This window comes from Nonomuraea aurantiaca, from assembly GCF_020215705.1.
GTDB lineage: Bacteria > Actinomycetota > Actinomycetes > Streptosporangiales > Streptosporangiaceae > Nonomuraea > Nonomuraea aurantiaca.
Map to the genome: position 1 here is coordinate 353157 of NZ_JAIWNB010000007.1, position 14069 is coordinate 367225.

Below are 14069 nucleotides of genomic sequence, written 5' to 3' on the forward strand. Positions count from 1 at the left end.
TTCCCGAGGCGGGGCTGGTGAAGGTGCTGTTGGCACCGGGCTCGCGCTCGACGGCATCTTCCACAATCCGACCCCGATCAGGTCGCGAACACAGGTGAGAGATGGGGCCAGTGCGCCGCCGCGCAGAGGACCGGCGGGCGGTCGAGCGGCGCGGGCAGCGTGACCACGCGCCCGCCGCGATGGGCGCGACCGGTCCAGACGTCGACCCAGTCGCCTTCGGGCAGGTAGACCGCCTGCTCCGCGATCTCGGCCGCCGTCACCGGGGCCACCAACAGGGCGTCGCCCAGCTTGTACTGCAGCGGATGCTCCCAGACGCGCGGGTCGTCCGGGTGGTCGAAGAACAGCCCGCGCATCAGCGGCGCCCCGCCGCCGACCGCCTGGCGGGCCTGCCCCGCCAGATACGGCACCAGCCGCTCGCGCACCTTGGCCAGCCGCCTGAAGACGGGCAGCACCCGGTCGTCGCCGGTCTGCTCGGTCACGTTCCACGGCGTGCGGTCCCTGAGGGGCAGGCGGTGGTGGTTGAACTCCGAGTGGTACTGCATGATCGGCATGAACGCCGCCGCCCCGGCCGCCCGCAGATAGAGCTCGGCATCGGGCAGGTCGCCGGAGAACCCGGCCAGGTCCCAGCCCCAATAGACGATCCCGCAGGCCGAGGCGGTGATCCCGGCCCTGATAGAGGACCGGAACGCCGCCCAGGTCGAGTCCTCGTCCCCGGCCCAGAACGCGCCGTGCGGCTGGGACCCGGTGAACCCGGCCCTGCTGAACGTCACCGGCGCCTTGCCATAGCGCTCCAGCAGCTCGCCGAAGGCGCGCGCGTAATGCACGGGGAACAGGCCGTTGCCGTCGTCGCCCCTGCGCCCGTCGGCGTAGCGCAGGTCGTGGCCCCACGCGTGCTCGCCGCCGTCGGTCTTGAACCCGTCCACGCCCACCTCGTCCACCAGGTAGGCGCGCTTGGCCGTCCACCAGTCGCGGACCTCGGGCGAGGACAGGTCGGGCATGAGCGCCAGCGGGAACCACCAGCCCCGGTTCCGGTACGGCCGGCCGTCGGCCTCCCTGACGCCGTAGCCGTTCTCGACCAGCTGCCGGGCGTCCACCGCGGCCTGGTGCCGAGGGTGCGGGCGCGTCTTCTGCAGCGGGATCTGCCAGAGCAGCACCTTGACGTCCCGCTGGTGCAGCTCGTCCACCATGCCCTTGGGGTCCGGCCACGGCCCGTCCGGCGGGAAGGCGTAATCCGCCAGCCGGTGCGGCTCCTCCGACGGCTCGTACTCGGCCCCCCGGAACGCCGTGAACGTCGTCTCGTCGCTCCACGCCTCGATGACCAGCGCGCCGACGGGGATGTCGTGCTCGCGATGCCGGTCCATCTCGGCCATCACGCGTTCCTGCGTGTTCCACTCGTTGCCGCTGGCCCACAGCCGGAACACCCACGAGGGCAGCTCCGTCGGCCGCCCCACCTCGTCGAGGAAGTCCCGCAGCACGTCGGCCGGGGTCGCGCCGTCATAGAGCCGGACCGAGGGCTCGCCGTCCGGCCCCACCTCCGCCTCCACGACCAGCCGGTCCGGCGTGGACGCGCCGACGTCGTACCAGGTCCGCCTGGACGTCTCGACGTGGAACCCCCAGCTCGCCGCCCCGCCGACCACGAGCGCGAACGGCATCGGCAGGTACGTTCTGCCGTGCGCCCCCTGCGCCTTGTACTGCTCGAACACCACCGCGTCCAGCCGCCGCCCGCGCTGGTCCACCGCGTCGAACCGCTCCCCGAACCCCACCACGTGCTCACCGTCGGCCAGCGCCAGCTCGAACCGCACCCGCCGTACCCCGTCGCCGCCGGCCAGCCACCGTACGCTCCCCGGCACCACCCGGTCCGCGCCGCGCACGACGAGCTTCCCGCCCGTCCGGCCCCACGCCGCCGCCGTCACCTCGAACCACCTGCTGGTACGGCTCCCGCCTCCGTCCAGCGCGGCCCGGAAGCGGTAGGCGTACCGATGCCCGGCGCGCAACACGGGCGAGCGCGCCACCCACGATCCGGCGGCGGCCCGCGCCGCCCTGGCCTGCGCGCCCGCCAGATGCCCGCCGTCAACGGTCCCCGCGGCGTCCGGCTCCGGCGTGGTGCCTGACCTGGTCAGCGGCAGTTCTGCCGGCGCCGCGCCGTCGGTGGCCCATTCGCACACCACCGAGACGACCTTCGCCGAGGCCCGCACCCGTAGCTCCACCGCCTCGCCGTCCATCGGCCAGGCGGGCACCCGCTGGTCCTCGGTCGTGGCGTACGGGTGCCCGGACCCGTACGGCCGATGCCGGATCATGCCCGCACCCCCAGCTCGTCCAGCTTGCTCAGCTCGTCGGCGAGGATCAGGTACATCCCGTGCGACCACAGCAGCGGCGTGGCCACGGTGCCCCATCGGTCCAGCCACTCCTGGAGCCGGTCGGGCGCCAGGAGCCGGTCGGACACCTGTTCGGGCAGGTCACCCTCGGGGGTCGCCTGGGCCGCCATCCAGTCCAGGTACCGCCGGGCCTCCGCGCGCCGCCCGGCCCGCGCGTGGTTCCAGCCGAGGAACCCGGCCAGCAGCACCCAGCGCCCGCCGCCGTAGAAGGTGTCGGCCAGGTAGCGGTACACGCCCCCGTCGACGGCGAGCTGCCGCTCCACCTCGGCCACCGTCGCCGCGCCGACCGGATGATCGGCCGCGTAGAGCCCGAACGGCTCGACGCAGGCGAGCAGACTGGCGTCCACGGCCTCACTGCCCAGCCATTTCGTGAGATATCCGGAATTCGGCCCCCCGCCGCCGAACGCCCCGCCGCCGAACGCCCTGCTGCCGGACGCCCTGCTGCCGGACGTCGCGGCACCGGACGCCGCGGTGGAGGTGGTGCCCGCGACGCCTTCGGCGGCCACCAGGGCCGCGATGCCCGCCACCGCGCGCCCCGCCGCCTCCGACTCGGCCCCGCTCAGCACGCCCAGCGCGACGGCCGCCCGCAACCCCGCGTGCACCGCGCCCAGCGTCGCCACGTGCCGCTGCTCGACGTGCTCCTCCCACCAGTCGTAACACGGCATGTCCCAGAACGAGGTGAGATACCGGGCCGCCGTCCGCACCCCCTTCTCCACCCCCGGGACCGCCCGGCCGTGCCGGAAGGAGTGCTCGCGCAGGGCCCACAGCCACGTGCCGTACCCGTCGAGCTGGAAGTCCCACCAGTCGACGTCCCCGTCCACACCGTCGAGTGTGAACCGCGTCGGCAGCATCTCGGCGGGCGAGACCGGTTCACCGCGTCCCGCACGCGAGACGAGCGAGTCGACCTGTCCCGCCCGGTCGCCGATCACCCGGGCACACCAGGTGTGGAAGGCGTCCGCACCGGCGGCGTCGCCGTGCCTGCTCACCCCCTCGGCGATGAACGCCCCGTCACGCAGCCACGAGTAGCCGCGGTAGGCGGAGAAGGTGGGCGAGGCCGGGTAGGCGCCGGTGGGGGACTGGAGCCGCTGGATCACGTCCAGGCTGTGCGACACGAGGGTCACGGAAACCGATCTCCTGAGATGGGTGGGCGGGCAACTCAGCCGAGCAGGGCGTCGACCTCGGAGGCGGCGGCCTTGAGCGCCTCCTCCACCGGCTTGCGCCCGGCGGCGGCCTCGGTCAGCTGCTTGGTCACGGCGTCCTGCATCTCCTGCTGGCGCTTGATGACCGGCGGCAGCGCGATCGACTTCAGCGAGTCGAACACCGCCTGGCGGTTGGCGGGCTTGGGGTCCTTGAGATAGCCGGACAGGACCGCCTGGTCGGCGACCGGCGGCAGCTCCCACGACGACTCGACGCGGGTGGTCGCCGCGGTGTTCGACGAGGACAGGAACCGGGCCCAGGCCCAGGCCTCCTTGCCGTGCTTGGTGCCGGAGGAGGCGGCGACCGCGTTGTGGAAGACGGCGCTGGCCTTGGCGCTCTCACCGGGCTCGACGACCACGTCCCAGGTGAAGGGGGCATCCTTCAGCCCGGCGAACTGCCAGATGCCGTTGTGCCACATGGCGAGCTTGCCGGACTTGAAGAGGTTCGTGTCGTAGTCGGCGGTGCCGCCGATCTCCGCCTCGGTCGGCATCGTCTTGCCGACCTTGGAGACCAGCCACCGCGCCGCCTTGACCCCGGCCGGGCTGTTGAACGCCGACTTCTTGCCGTCGGCCGACAGGAACTCGCCGCCCGCCTGCTTGAGCGTCTTGTAGAACTCGAAGAACTGCACCGGCTGGAAGTCGCCGAACACGCCTTTCTTCTTGTCCGTGAGCTTCGCGGCGGCGGCCTGCTCGTCGGTCCAGGTCCAGTCGGCCGTCGGCGGGGCCACGCCGGCCTTGTCGAACAGGTCCTTGTTGTAGAAGAGCACGACCGTGGAGAACGAAGCGGGCAGCGCGTACTGCTTCCCGTCGCGCTTGAACGCCTCGAGCGACTCCTTGACGTACACCGACGGGTCGCCGTCGCCCTTCACCGTGTCGAGGTCGAGCAGGGAGCCCGCGCCGGCGTAGGTCACGAAGTTCTCGTAGTTGAGCTCGAAGGTGTCGGGCGCGGTGCCGCCGGCGATGCTGGTCTGGAGCTTGGTGAAGTACTCGTCGAAGGGCGCGGTCTCCACCACCACGTCGACCTTCGGGTTCTCCTTCTCGAAGGCCTTCTCGATCTTGTCCAGGTCCTTCACATGGTCGGGCGCGGCCGAGAACGTGAAGTAACGCAGCGTCACCTTGCCGCCCTCGCCGGACGTGGCCTTCGTCGCCGAGCCCTGGGAGCAGGCGGTGGCGAGCAGCGCGGCGGCCGCGAGGGAGGCGGCAACCCTGATTCTCTGTGACATGGGGGACTTCCTTTACTTGTGCACAACTACTTGAGCCCGCTCTGCGCGACGCTGGCGATGACGTGCTTCTGCGCGAAGACGTAGAGGATGAGGATCGGCACCACGCTGATCACCGAGCCCGCCATGACCACGTCCCACTCGGTGGTGAACTGGCCGTGCAGCGTGGCCAGGCCCAGCGGCAGCGTCATGAACTCGGGCGACTTGATGATGATCAGCGGCCAGAGGTAGCTGTTCCAGCTGGCCATGAAGCCGAAGATGGCGAACGTTGCCAGAGCCGGCCTGATCAGCGGCAGCACCACATACACAAAAATCCGGAAATGTCCGGCGCCGTCCAGCACGGCCGCCTCGTCGAACTCCCTCGGCACCTGATTGATGGCCTGCCGCAGCAGGAACACCCCGAACGCCGACGCGATCGTCGGCGCCAGCAACGCGAAGTACGTGTCGACCAGGTTGAACGTGCGCATCTCGATGAACAGCGGCACGACCAGCACAGGCAGCGGCATCATCAGCGTCGCCAGGTAGACGGCGAACAGCGCGCCCCGCCCCGGGAACGGCAGCCTGGCGAAGGCGTAGGCGGCCATCGCGCTGGTGAGGAGCTGCAGGGTGGTGGAGGCCGCTCCGATCCAGGCGCTGTTGGCCACGATCCGCCAGAAGGGCAGAGTGTCGAGCAGCTTGCCGTACGCGTCGAGGCTCGCGCCGTCGGGCGTGAAGTCCGGCGGTACGGCCAGCACGGCGTCGCTCGGCGTGATCGACGTGATCACCGCCCAGGCGAACGGGAACAGCATGACCACCGCGCCGAGGCCCACCAGCAGGTAACGGGTCGCCTTACCCATAGGTCACCCACCGCCTCTGCCCCCGGATCTGCACGATCGTCACGAGCAGCACCAGGGCGAACAGCAGCCACGACAGCGCCGAGGCCGCGCCCGCCCGGCCGTACCGGAAGGTGAGGTCGTAGATCTGCGACACGACGACCTGCGTCGCGCCGCCGGGCCCGCCACCCGTCATGATCTTCACCTGGTCGAAGACCTGGAAGCCGTTGATCAGCGAGATCACCACCACGAAGAACGACGACGGCGACAGCAGCGGCAGCGTGATGTGCCTGAACCGGCGGACGGCGCCCGCCCCGTCGACCATGGCGGCCTCCTGGAACTCCTTCGGGATGGCCTGCAGCCCCGCCAGCAGGATGATCATCACGAAGCCCAGGTCCTTCCAGGCCGAGGCGAAGATGATCGACGGCATCGCCCAGTCGGGATCGGTCCACCAGCCGGGCCCGCTGACGCCGAACAGCCCCAGCGCCCAGTTGACGACCCCGCTGGCCGGGTTGAGCAGCCACTTCCACATCAGCGCCACGACGACCCAGCTGGTGATGACGGGCAGGAAGTAGACGCCGCGCAGCAGCCTGCGTCCCGGCATCGCCCTGTTCAGCAGCAGCGCCAGGCCCAGCCCGCCCAGGTAGACGAGCGGCAGGTAACCGGCGATGAAGTACAGCGTGTGCAGGAACGCGGCCCGCGTCCCGGCGTCGCCGAGCAGCTCGATGTAGTTGCCGAGGCCGACCCAGCGCATCTCGGTGATGAGGTCCCATTCATGGAGGCTCGTCCAGAACGAGGCGACCATCGGGATCAGCGTGTAGAGCGTCAGCGGGATCAGGCTGGGCAGCAGGAACACGGCCACGGTCCCGGCGTGGCGCCATCGCCGCCGCGGCGCCCGCCGCTCGCGCGTGCCCCCGGCCTTCGCCCGGACGGCCGTGAGGGTCATGTGGTCGCTCCGTTTTAACTGACTCATGGCGTCGTCCCGATCAGGCGGGCCCGTACCAGGCGGCCCTGCTCCCCGGCGGCCCCGGCGGCGTCGAAGGGAGTGGCCAGCACGAGGGCCGCCGCGCCCTGGGCCCAGCTGGTGTCGTCCCAGCTCTCCACCTCGATCGAGATGTCGCGGCGCCCCGGATACAGCTGCGCCCTGACGGCCGGGTCGAAGCCCACCTGCCAGAGCGGCCAGTCGGCCGTCCCCTCGCCGAGCACCACCACGACCTCGGGATCGACCACGTTGATCAGCCCCGCCGCGGCTCGCCCGAGCACCGCACCCGCCTCGGCGAACACCTGCTCGTCCGGCTTTCCTGATGCGGCACGGGCCGCCAGCAGCCCCGCCGAGCCGACGTACGCCTCCAGGCACCCGCGCGCCCCGCACCCGCACACCGGCCCAGCCGGATCGACGGGCACGTGCCCGAACTCCCCGGCCCCGCCCCTGGCGCCCCGGTAGACCCGCCCGTCGGCCACGATCGCCGCGCCGACGCCGCGCCCGATGGTCAGCACCAGGAAGTCCCGATGGGTCCGCCCCCTGCCGTAGAGCCGCTCGGCCGCCGCCAGCGCGTTGACGTCGTTCTCCACCAGCACGGGCAGCTTGAGCCGCCGCCGCAGCCGCTCGCCCACCGGCATGGCCTGCCACCCCAGGGTCGGCGCGTTGACCGTGCCGACCGCCTGGTCCTCCACGCTGCCGGGCACCCCGACACCGATCCCGAGGAGCGGCGGCGCCTGCCCGTGGCCGGCCGAGGCGGACGTACGCGCCGTCACCCCGCGCCCGCTGCCCGAGACCACCGCCTCGACGGCGTCGGCCAGCCGGTCCAGCGCCTCAGGGGACGACGGGTCGAACGCGCACTCCCAGGCCCCCAGCACCTCGCCGTCGAGCCGCACGTCGACCAGCACCAGATGGTCGGCCGTCACCTTCACGCCGAGCGCGCGCCCCGCGCTGCCCACCAGCCCGAGCCGCTGGGCGGGCCGCCCGCCGCGCGACGGCTTGAGATCGAGCTCCTCGAGCATCCCGTAGCCCATGAGCTCGCGCGTGAGCTGCGTGACGGTCGCCGGGCTCAGGTCCAGCTCGCGCGCCAGCTCGGTGCGGCTCAGCGGCCCGACGGTGCCGAGGAGCGCGAGGATCGCCGTCCTCGTGAGATCACCGCGATCAGTGCCTGCCATGTGATGAGAACGACTTTCTTTAGAAATAAAGTTAGTGGTGAAAATATGGGCCCGCGCAAGGCGCCTGTCAAGAGTCCGGGAACGCGAAAAGGGGCCTCCGTCACCGGAGACCCCTTCTCAAGAGCCGTGCGCTAGGAGGCGTCCTTCGCGCGGTTGCGCAGGGCGCGGCTGACGCCGTCGGCGCCCTCCAGGATCATCCGGCGCAGCGCCTGCGGCGGCTGCTCCTTCTCCAGGTAGGACTCCGCCGCCTGTACGGTCTCCGGCTCGATGAGCAGCGCGGGGAAGCAGCCGACCGTGAACGTCTGCGCCTGGTCGAACGTCCACTCCCGGTAGATCCGGCCGATCTCCGCGAAGTATTTCTCCCGGTAGGGGGCCAGCAGCTCCGGGTGGTGCGGATCCTGGAAGCCGTTGACCGTCGTACGGGCGATGTGGTTGGCCAGCTTGCCGCCCACGATCGAGGCCCACGCGGCGGCCTTGCCCTCGGCCGTCGGGATGGCCGCCCGGCACAGCGCCGCGGAGCGCTCGCCGGTGGCGGTGGCGTCGCGCGCCAGCTCGGCGTCGATGTCGGCGCCGTCCAGCCGGCCGCCCACCACCAGCGCGTGGACGAGCGTCCAGCGCAGGTCGGTGTCGACGGTCAGCCCCTCGGGCACGGCCGAGCCGTCCAGGATGCCGGCGATGATCGCCAGGTCGGCCTCGGAGGTGGCCGTGGGCGCGAACGCCTGCAAGAAGGCGAGCTGGTGGTCCGAGCCAGGCGCCGCCGTGGCGAGCAGCGTCCGCAGCTCGGTGGCCAGCAGCGACAGGCCCTCGGCCCGCCACGCCGGGTCGGCGTACTGCTGCACGGCCATCCGCGCTTGCCGGAGTACGGCCTGCAGGACCGTGATGTCCTTGACCGTGCCGACGCCCGAGACGACCAGCTTGACGTAGTCGCGGGTGGACATCTCGCCGTCGCGGGTCATGTCCCACGCGGCCGACCAGCACAGGGCCCGGGGCAGCGACTCGGTGAAGCCGGCGATGCCCCCGTCGACCAGGGTACGCATCGACCGCTCGTCCAGCCGGATCTTGGCGTAGGTCAGGTCGTCGTCGTTGACCAGGACCAGGTCGGGCTGCTCCGCGCCGATCAGCTCCGAGACCGTCGTACGGGCGCCCACCACGTCCAGCTCGACCCGCTTGGTGCGCGTCAGCACGCCGTCGGCCAGCGAGTAGAGGCCGACCGCGACGCGGTGCGAGCGCAGCGTCGGGTAGTCGGCCGGCGCCTCCTGGAGCACCTCGAAGGTCTCGAAGCGGCCGTCGGCGACGGTGAACGACGGGCGCAGCGTGTTGACCCAGGCGGTCTCCAGCCACTCCTTGGACCACGACGACAGGTCGCGCCCCGAGGTCCGCTCCAGCGCCCCGAGCAGGTCCTTCAGCTCGGTGTTGCCCCAGGCGTGCTCGCCGAAGTAGTCGCGCACCCCGGCCAGGAAGTTGTCCAGCCCGACGTAGGCGACCAGCTGCTTGAGCACCGAGGCGCCCTTCGCGTACGTGATGCCGTCGAAGTTGACCTCGACCGCCTGCATGTCGGGGATGTCCGCGGCGATCGGGTGCGTGGACGGGAGCTGGTCCTGGCGGTAGGCCCAGGACTTCTCCACGTTCGCGAACGTCGTCCAGGCGCCCTTGCCCCAGCGGGTCGCCTCGGCCTGGGCGAGCACCGACATGTAGGTGGCGAACGACTCGTTCAGCCACAGGTCGTCCCACCAGCGCATGGTCACGAGGTCGCCGAACCACATGTGCGCCATCTCGTGCAGGATCGTCTCGGCGCGCCGCTCGACGACGGCGTCGGTGACCCTGGACCGGAAGACGTAGTCCTCCAGGAACGTCACGCAGCCGGCGTTCTCCATCGCGCCCGCGTTGAACTCCGGCACGAACAGCTGGTCGTACTTGCCGAATGGGTAGCGGACGCCGAACACCTTGTGGAAGAAGTCGAAGCCCTGCCGGGTGACCTCCAGGATGTTGTCGGCGTCGAGGTGCTCGGCGAGCGAGGCGCGGCAGTAGATGCCCAGCGGGATGCCGTCGTGCTCGGAGGTCACCTTGTGGTACGGCCCGGCCACGAGCGCGGTGATGTAGGTCGACATGACCGGCGTGGCGGGGAACAGCCAGCGCTTGGCCGCCTGCACCATGCCGTGCTTGCCGGCCTGCTCCGGCAGGTACTCGACCGAGGAGGCGGCCGCGTTGGAGACGACCTCCCAGTCGGCCGGGGCCAGCGCCGTCAGCTGGAAGCTGGCCTTGAGGTCGGGCTGGTCGAAACAGGCGTACATGCGGTGCGCGTCGGCCGTCTCGAACTGGCTGTGCAGGTAGACCTTCTGGTCCACCGGGTCGACGAAGCGGTGCAGCCCCTCGCCGCTGCGCATGTAGACGCAGTCGGCGTCGACGCGCAGCTCGTTGGACTCGGCCAGCGAGGGGAGCGGGAAGCGTCCCTTCTCCGCGTCGTAGGTGGAGACGTCGAGGTCGGTCCCGTTGAGCGTGACCTTGCGAACGTGCGCGCCGTGGAGATCGATGAACGTGGCCGAGCCCGGGCGGCTGCTGCTGAACCGGACGGTCGTGACACTCTCGAAGCGCTCGTCTCCCTCGGTCAGATCGAGTGCGACCTCATACGACTCGACCTTCAACAGCCGGGCGCGCTCGCGAGCCTCGTCCCGGGTCAGGTTGCCTGCCAAGTTCCACTCCTTTTCGCACTTCTTTTCGCTACTTTATGGAGGTTTGTCGGTATCCTGCCACGCGGGGAATAGGACATCGACACCCCAGGTTATGGCCCTCGTGACAGACACGACCCCCGTAGACCTTTGGTTCGATCCTTTCTGCCCATTTGCCTGGGTAACGTCACGATGGCTGCTCGAAGTCGAGAAGGTTCGTCCGATCGAGCCCCGCTGGCGCATCATGAGCCTGCAGGTCCTCAACGAGGACAAGGACGTCTCTGACGAATACCGGGCGTCGTCCGCCCGGGGCACGCGACTCATCAGGGTCATCGCCGCCGCCGCCGACCGCTTCGGCGAGGAGTACGTCGGCCGCCTCTACACCGAGTTCGGCACCCGCCTGCACAACGAGGGCCGGGGCAGAGACCTCGACACCCTGCGCGAGATCGCCGAGGAGTCGCTGGAGGCCGTGGGCCTCGACAAGGGCCTGGCCGCCGAGGCCATGGACTCGACGGACTACGACGACGTCATCCGCAAGTCGCACGACGAGGGCATCACCCTGGTCGGCCAGGAGGTCGGCACCCCCGTCATCCGCGTCGGCGCCAACGCCTTCTTCGGGCCGGTGGTCACCACCATCCCCAGGGGCGAGGACGCGGGCCGGCTCTGGGACGGTGTGCTGCTGGTCACCGAGTTCGACGACTTCTTCGAGCTCAAGCGCTCGCGGACCCGGCGGCCGAGCTTCGACTGACCTTCACCGCTGTCTTCACCTCGCAGTGATTTGTAGCCGCGTAATCCGCGCCTATCCGGTGCGTCCGGCCGTACTCTTCTGAAAGAGCAGCCGCACGAGGCGCCACGCCCTCGCCCAGCGATGGCCGGCGCGCGAGGATGGGGGCTATGCGTCAGCTGTACATCGGTGGTGCCTGGACCGCTTCGGTTTCCGGCGAGCCCATCGAGGTCGTCAACCCGGCCACGGAGCAGATCATCGACCGGGTGCCGGCGGGCGCCCCCGACGACGTCGAGGCGGCCGTACGCGCCGCGCGGAGCGCCTTCCCCTCCTGGTCGGCCACGCCCGCCGCCGAGCGCGGCAAGCTGCTGGCCGCCGCCGCCGAGCTGCTGACCGAGCGCGCCGGCGACATCGCCAAGACCATCGCGACCGACATGGGCTCGCCCCTGGGCTTCGCGCTCAAGGTGCAGACGCTGATGCCCGCGGGTGTGCTGGCCGGCTACGCCCGGCTGGCCGAGAGCCATCCGCGCGAGTCGCGCGTCGGCAACTCGCTGGTGCTCAAGGAGCCGGTCGGCGTGGTCGCCGCGATCACCCCGTGGAACTACCCGCTGCACCAGATCGTGTGCAAGGTCGCCCCGGCTCTGGCGGCCGGCTGTACGGTCGTGCTCAAGCCGTCCGAGGTGGCGCCGCTGGCGGCGTACGCGCTGACCGAGATCTTCCACGAGGTGGGCCTGCCCGCCGGCGTGTTCAACCTGGTCAGCGGGCGCGGGCCGGTGGTGGGCGAGGCCATGGCCGCGCACCCGGAGGTCGACATGATCTCCTTCACCGGCTCCACCGCCGCCGGGCGCCGGGTGGCGTCGCTGGCGGTCGAATCGGTCAAGCGGGTGGCGCTGGAGCTCGGCGGCAAGTCCGCCAACCTGATCCTGCCCGACGCCGACCTGGGCGCCGCCGTCAAGGTCGGCGTCGCCAACTGCTTCGTCAACGCCGGCCAGACCTGCTCGGCGTGGACCCGCATGATCGTCCACCGCGACCAGTACGACGACGCGGTCCACCTCGCCGTCGACGCGGCGCGCCGCTACACCGTCGGCGACCCGTTCGACGAGACCACCCGCATCGGCCCGCTGGTCTCCGAGGCCCAGCGCGACCGCGTGATCCACTACATCAACCGGGGCCAGGAAGAGGGCGCCAGGCTGGTGACCGGGGGCACCGAACGCCCGCACCCGCGCGGCTTCTACGTCGAGCCGACCGTCTTCGCCGCGGTCGAGCCCGGCATGACGATCGAGCAGGAGGAGATTTTCGGCCCGGTCCTGACGATCATCCCCTACACCAGCGAGGAGCAGGCCGTCCGCATCGCCGATGACACTCCCTACGGCCTGGCCGGCGCGGTGTGGGCGGGCACCCAGGAGCGCGCGGTCGCGGTGGCCCGCAGGCTGCGCACCGGGCAGGTCGCGATCAACGGGGGCGCGTTCAACCCGCTCGCCCCGTTCGGCGGCTACAAGCAGTCGGGCATCGGCCGCGAACTGGGCGAGCACGGACTGGAGGAGTTCCTCGAGGTCAAGTCGCTGCAGCTCTGAAGTCTGTGCAGCTCTGAGGCCCGTCGCGGTTCAGAGGAGCAGTCCGCCGGCCGCCAGCAGGTTCTGGCCGGTGATCCACCGCCCGTCGGCTCCGGCCAGGAACGCCACCACGGCCGCGATGTCGTCCGGCCGCCCCAGCCGTCGCAGGGCGGTCATCGCGGGCATCTGCTCGAGCGCCTCCGGCGGGTTGTTCTCGCGCAGCATGTCGGTGTCGGTCGCGCCGGGCGAGACGATGTTGGCCGTGATGCCGCGCCCGCCCAGCTCACGCGCCGCGACCTTGGTGAACTGCTCGACGGCCGCCTTGCTCCCCGCGTAGAGGGAGATCCCCGGGCCGGGCAGGCGCGTGTTGAGCGTGGAGATGTTGATGATCCGCCCGCCGTCGCGCATCACCCGCCCGGCCCACTGGATGGCCAGGAACACCGAACGCGCGTTGACCGCGAAAACCCGCTCGTAGGACTCGTCCGTGATGTCGGCGATGAGTCCCGGCCCGGTCTCCGCCGCGTTGGCGACCAGGATGTCGAGCCCCGGCAACAACTCCTCGGCCGTGGCGAACAGCCGGTCGAGATCCGCCCTGCTCGCCTGATCGGCTTGTACGGCATGCGCCCCGGTCGTCGCGGCCACCTCCTTGGCCAGCTCCGAGTTGCCGCGATAGGTGAAGACCACCTCGGCTCCGCCAGCGGTCAGCCGCTCGACGATGGCCCGGCCGATGCCCCGGGAGCCACCTGTGACCAAAGCGCCCTTCCCTGAGAACACTCGTCCCGAAGATTCGCTCATGCCGCCAACCTACGTTCTGAGCATGATCTTGCGCGCGTCCGGCTTCGGCAGCCTGTCGACGTACAGCCGCCCGTCGAGATGCTCGGTCTCGTGCTGGAAGCAGCGGGCCAGCGAGCCGCGTGCCTTGACGCGCTGCGGGCGGCCGAGCCGGTCGAACCCCTCGACGGTCACCCCCGCGGCCCGCGCCACCGTGGCGTAGATCGGCGTGCCGGTCTGCCGGTCGGGCACTGACAGGCAGCCCTCCTCGTCCAGCACCTCTTCGGGATCGTCCACGGTCAGCACGGGATTGATCATGTGACCTTTGCGGCGGTTGATGTCATAGACGAACAACCGCCGAGGCACGCCGATCTGCGGACCGGCCAGACCGACGCCGTCCACCGCGTACATCGCCTCGAACATCTCGTCGATGAGGCGGCGTAGCTCGCGGTCGAAGCCTTCGACGGGTTCGGCGGGTGTGCGCAGCACAGGATCGCCGAGGACGCGGATCTCGCGCATGATGCTCTACTTTCCGTAACTTCCGTAAGGACTGGCCAACCAATGGGGTCCTTACTCTAGCCAGCGGACGCGCTGGTGC

At 70.7% G+C, this 14069-nt stretch carries 11 protein-coding genes; 2 read left to right on the forward strand and 9 right to left on the reverse strand.

Going from position 1 to position 14069, the window contains the following annotated elements; all coding sequences use genetic code 11:
- Positions 1 to 77: 77 nt before the first annotated feature.
- The 7 genes from LDL49_RS19740 to pepN all read right to left on the reverse strand — a co-directional run bounded on the left by LDL49_RS19740 (position 78) and on the right by pepN (position 10447).
- Entirely contained in the window at positions 78 to 2297 is a 2220-nt protein-coding gene (locus LDL49_RS19740; RefSeq protein WP_225292557.1) for a glycoside hydrolase family 31 protein, read from the reverse strand.
- Positions 2294 to 3496 (reverse strand): glycoside hydrolase family 15 protein, encoded by a 1203-nt coding sequence (locus tag LDL49_RS19745; RefSeq protein WP_225292558.1) that lies wholly within the window; start codon positions 3494 to 3496, stop codon positions 2294 to 2296. Before LDL49_RS19745 ends, LDL49_RS19740 begins: the two co-directional genes overlap by 4 nt.
- A gap of 35 nt (positions 3497 to 3531) precedes the next feature.
- Complete coding sequence (locus LDL49_RS19750) at positions 3532 to 4794, reverse strand: ABC transporter substrate-binding protein (RefSeq protein WP_225292559.1); 1263 nt, start codon at positions 4792 to 4794, stop codon at positions 3532 to 3534.
- Between the two features lie 26 nt (positions 4795 to 4820).
- Positions 4821 to 5627 carry a carbohydrate ABC transporter permease gene (locus tag LDL49_RS19755; RefSeq protein ID WP_225292560.1) on the reverse strand — a complete coding sequence of 269 codons (807 nt, stop codon included), beginning with the start codon at positions 5625 to 5627 and terminating at the stop codon, positions 4821 to 4823.
- The gene (locus tag LDL49_RS19760; RefSeq protein WP_225292561.1) at positions 5620 to 6549 is read right to left on the reverse strand and encodes a carbohydrate ABC transporter permease; all 930 of its coding nucleotides are present in this window, start codon (positions 6547 to 6549) and stop codon (positions 5620 to 5622) included. Before LDL49_RS19760 ends, LDL49_RS19755 begins: the two co-directional genes overlap by 8 nt.
- Positions 6550 to 6572: 23 nt before the next feature.
- Positions 6573 to 7757 (reverse strand): ROK family transcriptional regulator, encoded by a 1185-nt coding sequence (locus LDL49_RS19765; protein WP_225292562.1) that lies wholly within the window; start codon positions 7755 to 7757, stop codon positions 6573 to 6575.
- A gap of 131 nt (positions 7758 to 7888) precedes the next feature.
- The gene (gene pepN, locus LDL49_RS19770) at positions 7889 to 10447 is read right to left on the reverse strand and encodes an aminopeptidase N (protein WP_225292563.1); all 2559 of its coding nucleotides are present in this window, start codon (positions 10445 to 10447) and stop codon (positions 7889 to 7891) included.
- Positions 10448 to 10538: 91 nt separating this feature from the next.
- On the opposite strand from pepN, the gene LDL49_RS19775 reads away from it, so the two are divergent.
- Together LDL49_RS19775 and LDL49_RS19780 are read left to right on the forward strand one after the other, a co-directional pair.
- Complete coding sequence (locus tag LDL49_RS19775; RefSeq protein ID WP_225292564.1) at positions 10539 to 11171, forward strand: mycothiol-dependent nitroreductase Rv2466c family protein; 633 nt, start codon at positions 10539 to 10541, stop codon at positions 11169 to 11171.
- A 146-nt stretch (positions 11172 to 11317) separates the two neighbouring features.
- Positions 11318 to 12721 carry an aldehyde dehydrogenase family protein gene (locus LDL49_RS19780; RefSeq protein ID WP_225292565.1) on the forward strand — a complete coding sequence of 468 codons (1404 nt, stop codon included), beginning with the start codon at positions 11318 to 11320 and terminating at the stop codon, positions 12719 to 12721.
- Positions 12722 to 12751: 30 nt separating this feature from the next.
- On the opposite strand, the gene LDL49_RS19785 is transcribed toward LDL49_RS19780, so the two are convergent.
- The gene (locus LDL49_RS19785; RefSeq protein ID WP_225292566.1) at positions 12752 to 13495 is read right to left on the reverse strand and encodes an SDR family oxidoreductase; all 744 of its coding nucleotides are present in this window, start codon (positions 13493 to 13495) and stop codon (positions 12752 to 12754) included.
- Positions 13496 to 13504: 9 nt separating this feature from the next.
- Positions 13505 to 13990 (reverse strand): peptide deformylase, encoded by a 486-nt coding sequence (def, locus tag LDL49_RS19790; RefSeq protein WP_225292567.1) that lies wholly within the window; start codon positions 13988 to 13990, stop codon positions 13505 to 13507.
- Positions 13991 to 14069: the final 79 nt, after the last annotated feature.

Coding starts and splice junctions, on each gene's coding strand:
- LDL49_RS19740 (WP_225292557.1), bottom strand. CDS start 2,297: ATGATCCGGCATCGGCCGTACGGGTCCGGGCACCCGTACGCCACGACC.
- LDL49_RS19750 (WP_225292559.1), bottom strand. CDS start 4,794: ATGTCACAGAGAATCAGGGTTGCCGCCTCCCTCGCGGCCGCCGCGCTG.
- LDL49_RS19755 (WP_225292560.1), bottom strand. CDS start 5,627: ATGGGTAAGGCGACCCGTTACCTGCTGGTGGGCCTCGGCGCGGTGGTC.
- LDL49_RS19760 (WP_225292561.1), bottom strand. CDS start 6,549: ATGACCCTCACGGCCGTCCGGGCGAAGGCCGGGGGCACGCGCGAGCGG.
- LDL49_RS19765 (WP_225292562.1), bottom strand. CDS start 7,757: ATGGCAGGCACTGATCGCGGTGATCTCACGAGGACGGCGATCCTCGCG.
- LDL49_RS19775 (WP_225292564.1), top strand. CDS start 10,539: ATGGCCCTCGTGACAGACACGACCCCCGTAGACCTTTGGTTCGATCCT.
- LDL49_RS19780 (WP_225292565.1), top strand. CDS start 11,318: ATGCGTCAGCTGTACATCGGTGGTGCCTGGACCGCTTCGGTTTCCGGC.
- LDL49_RS19785 (WP_225292566.1), bottom strand. CDS start 13,495: ATGAGCGAATCTTCGGGACGAGTGTTCTCAGGGAAGGGCGCTTTGGTC.
- def (WP_225292567.1), bottom strand. CDS start 13,990: ATGCGCGAGATCCGCGTCCTCGGCGATCCTGTGCTGCGCACACCCGCC.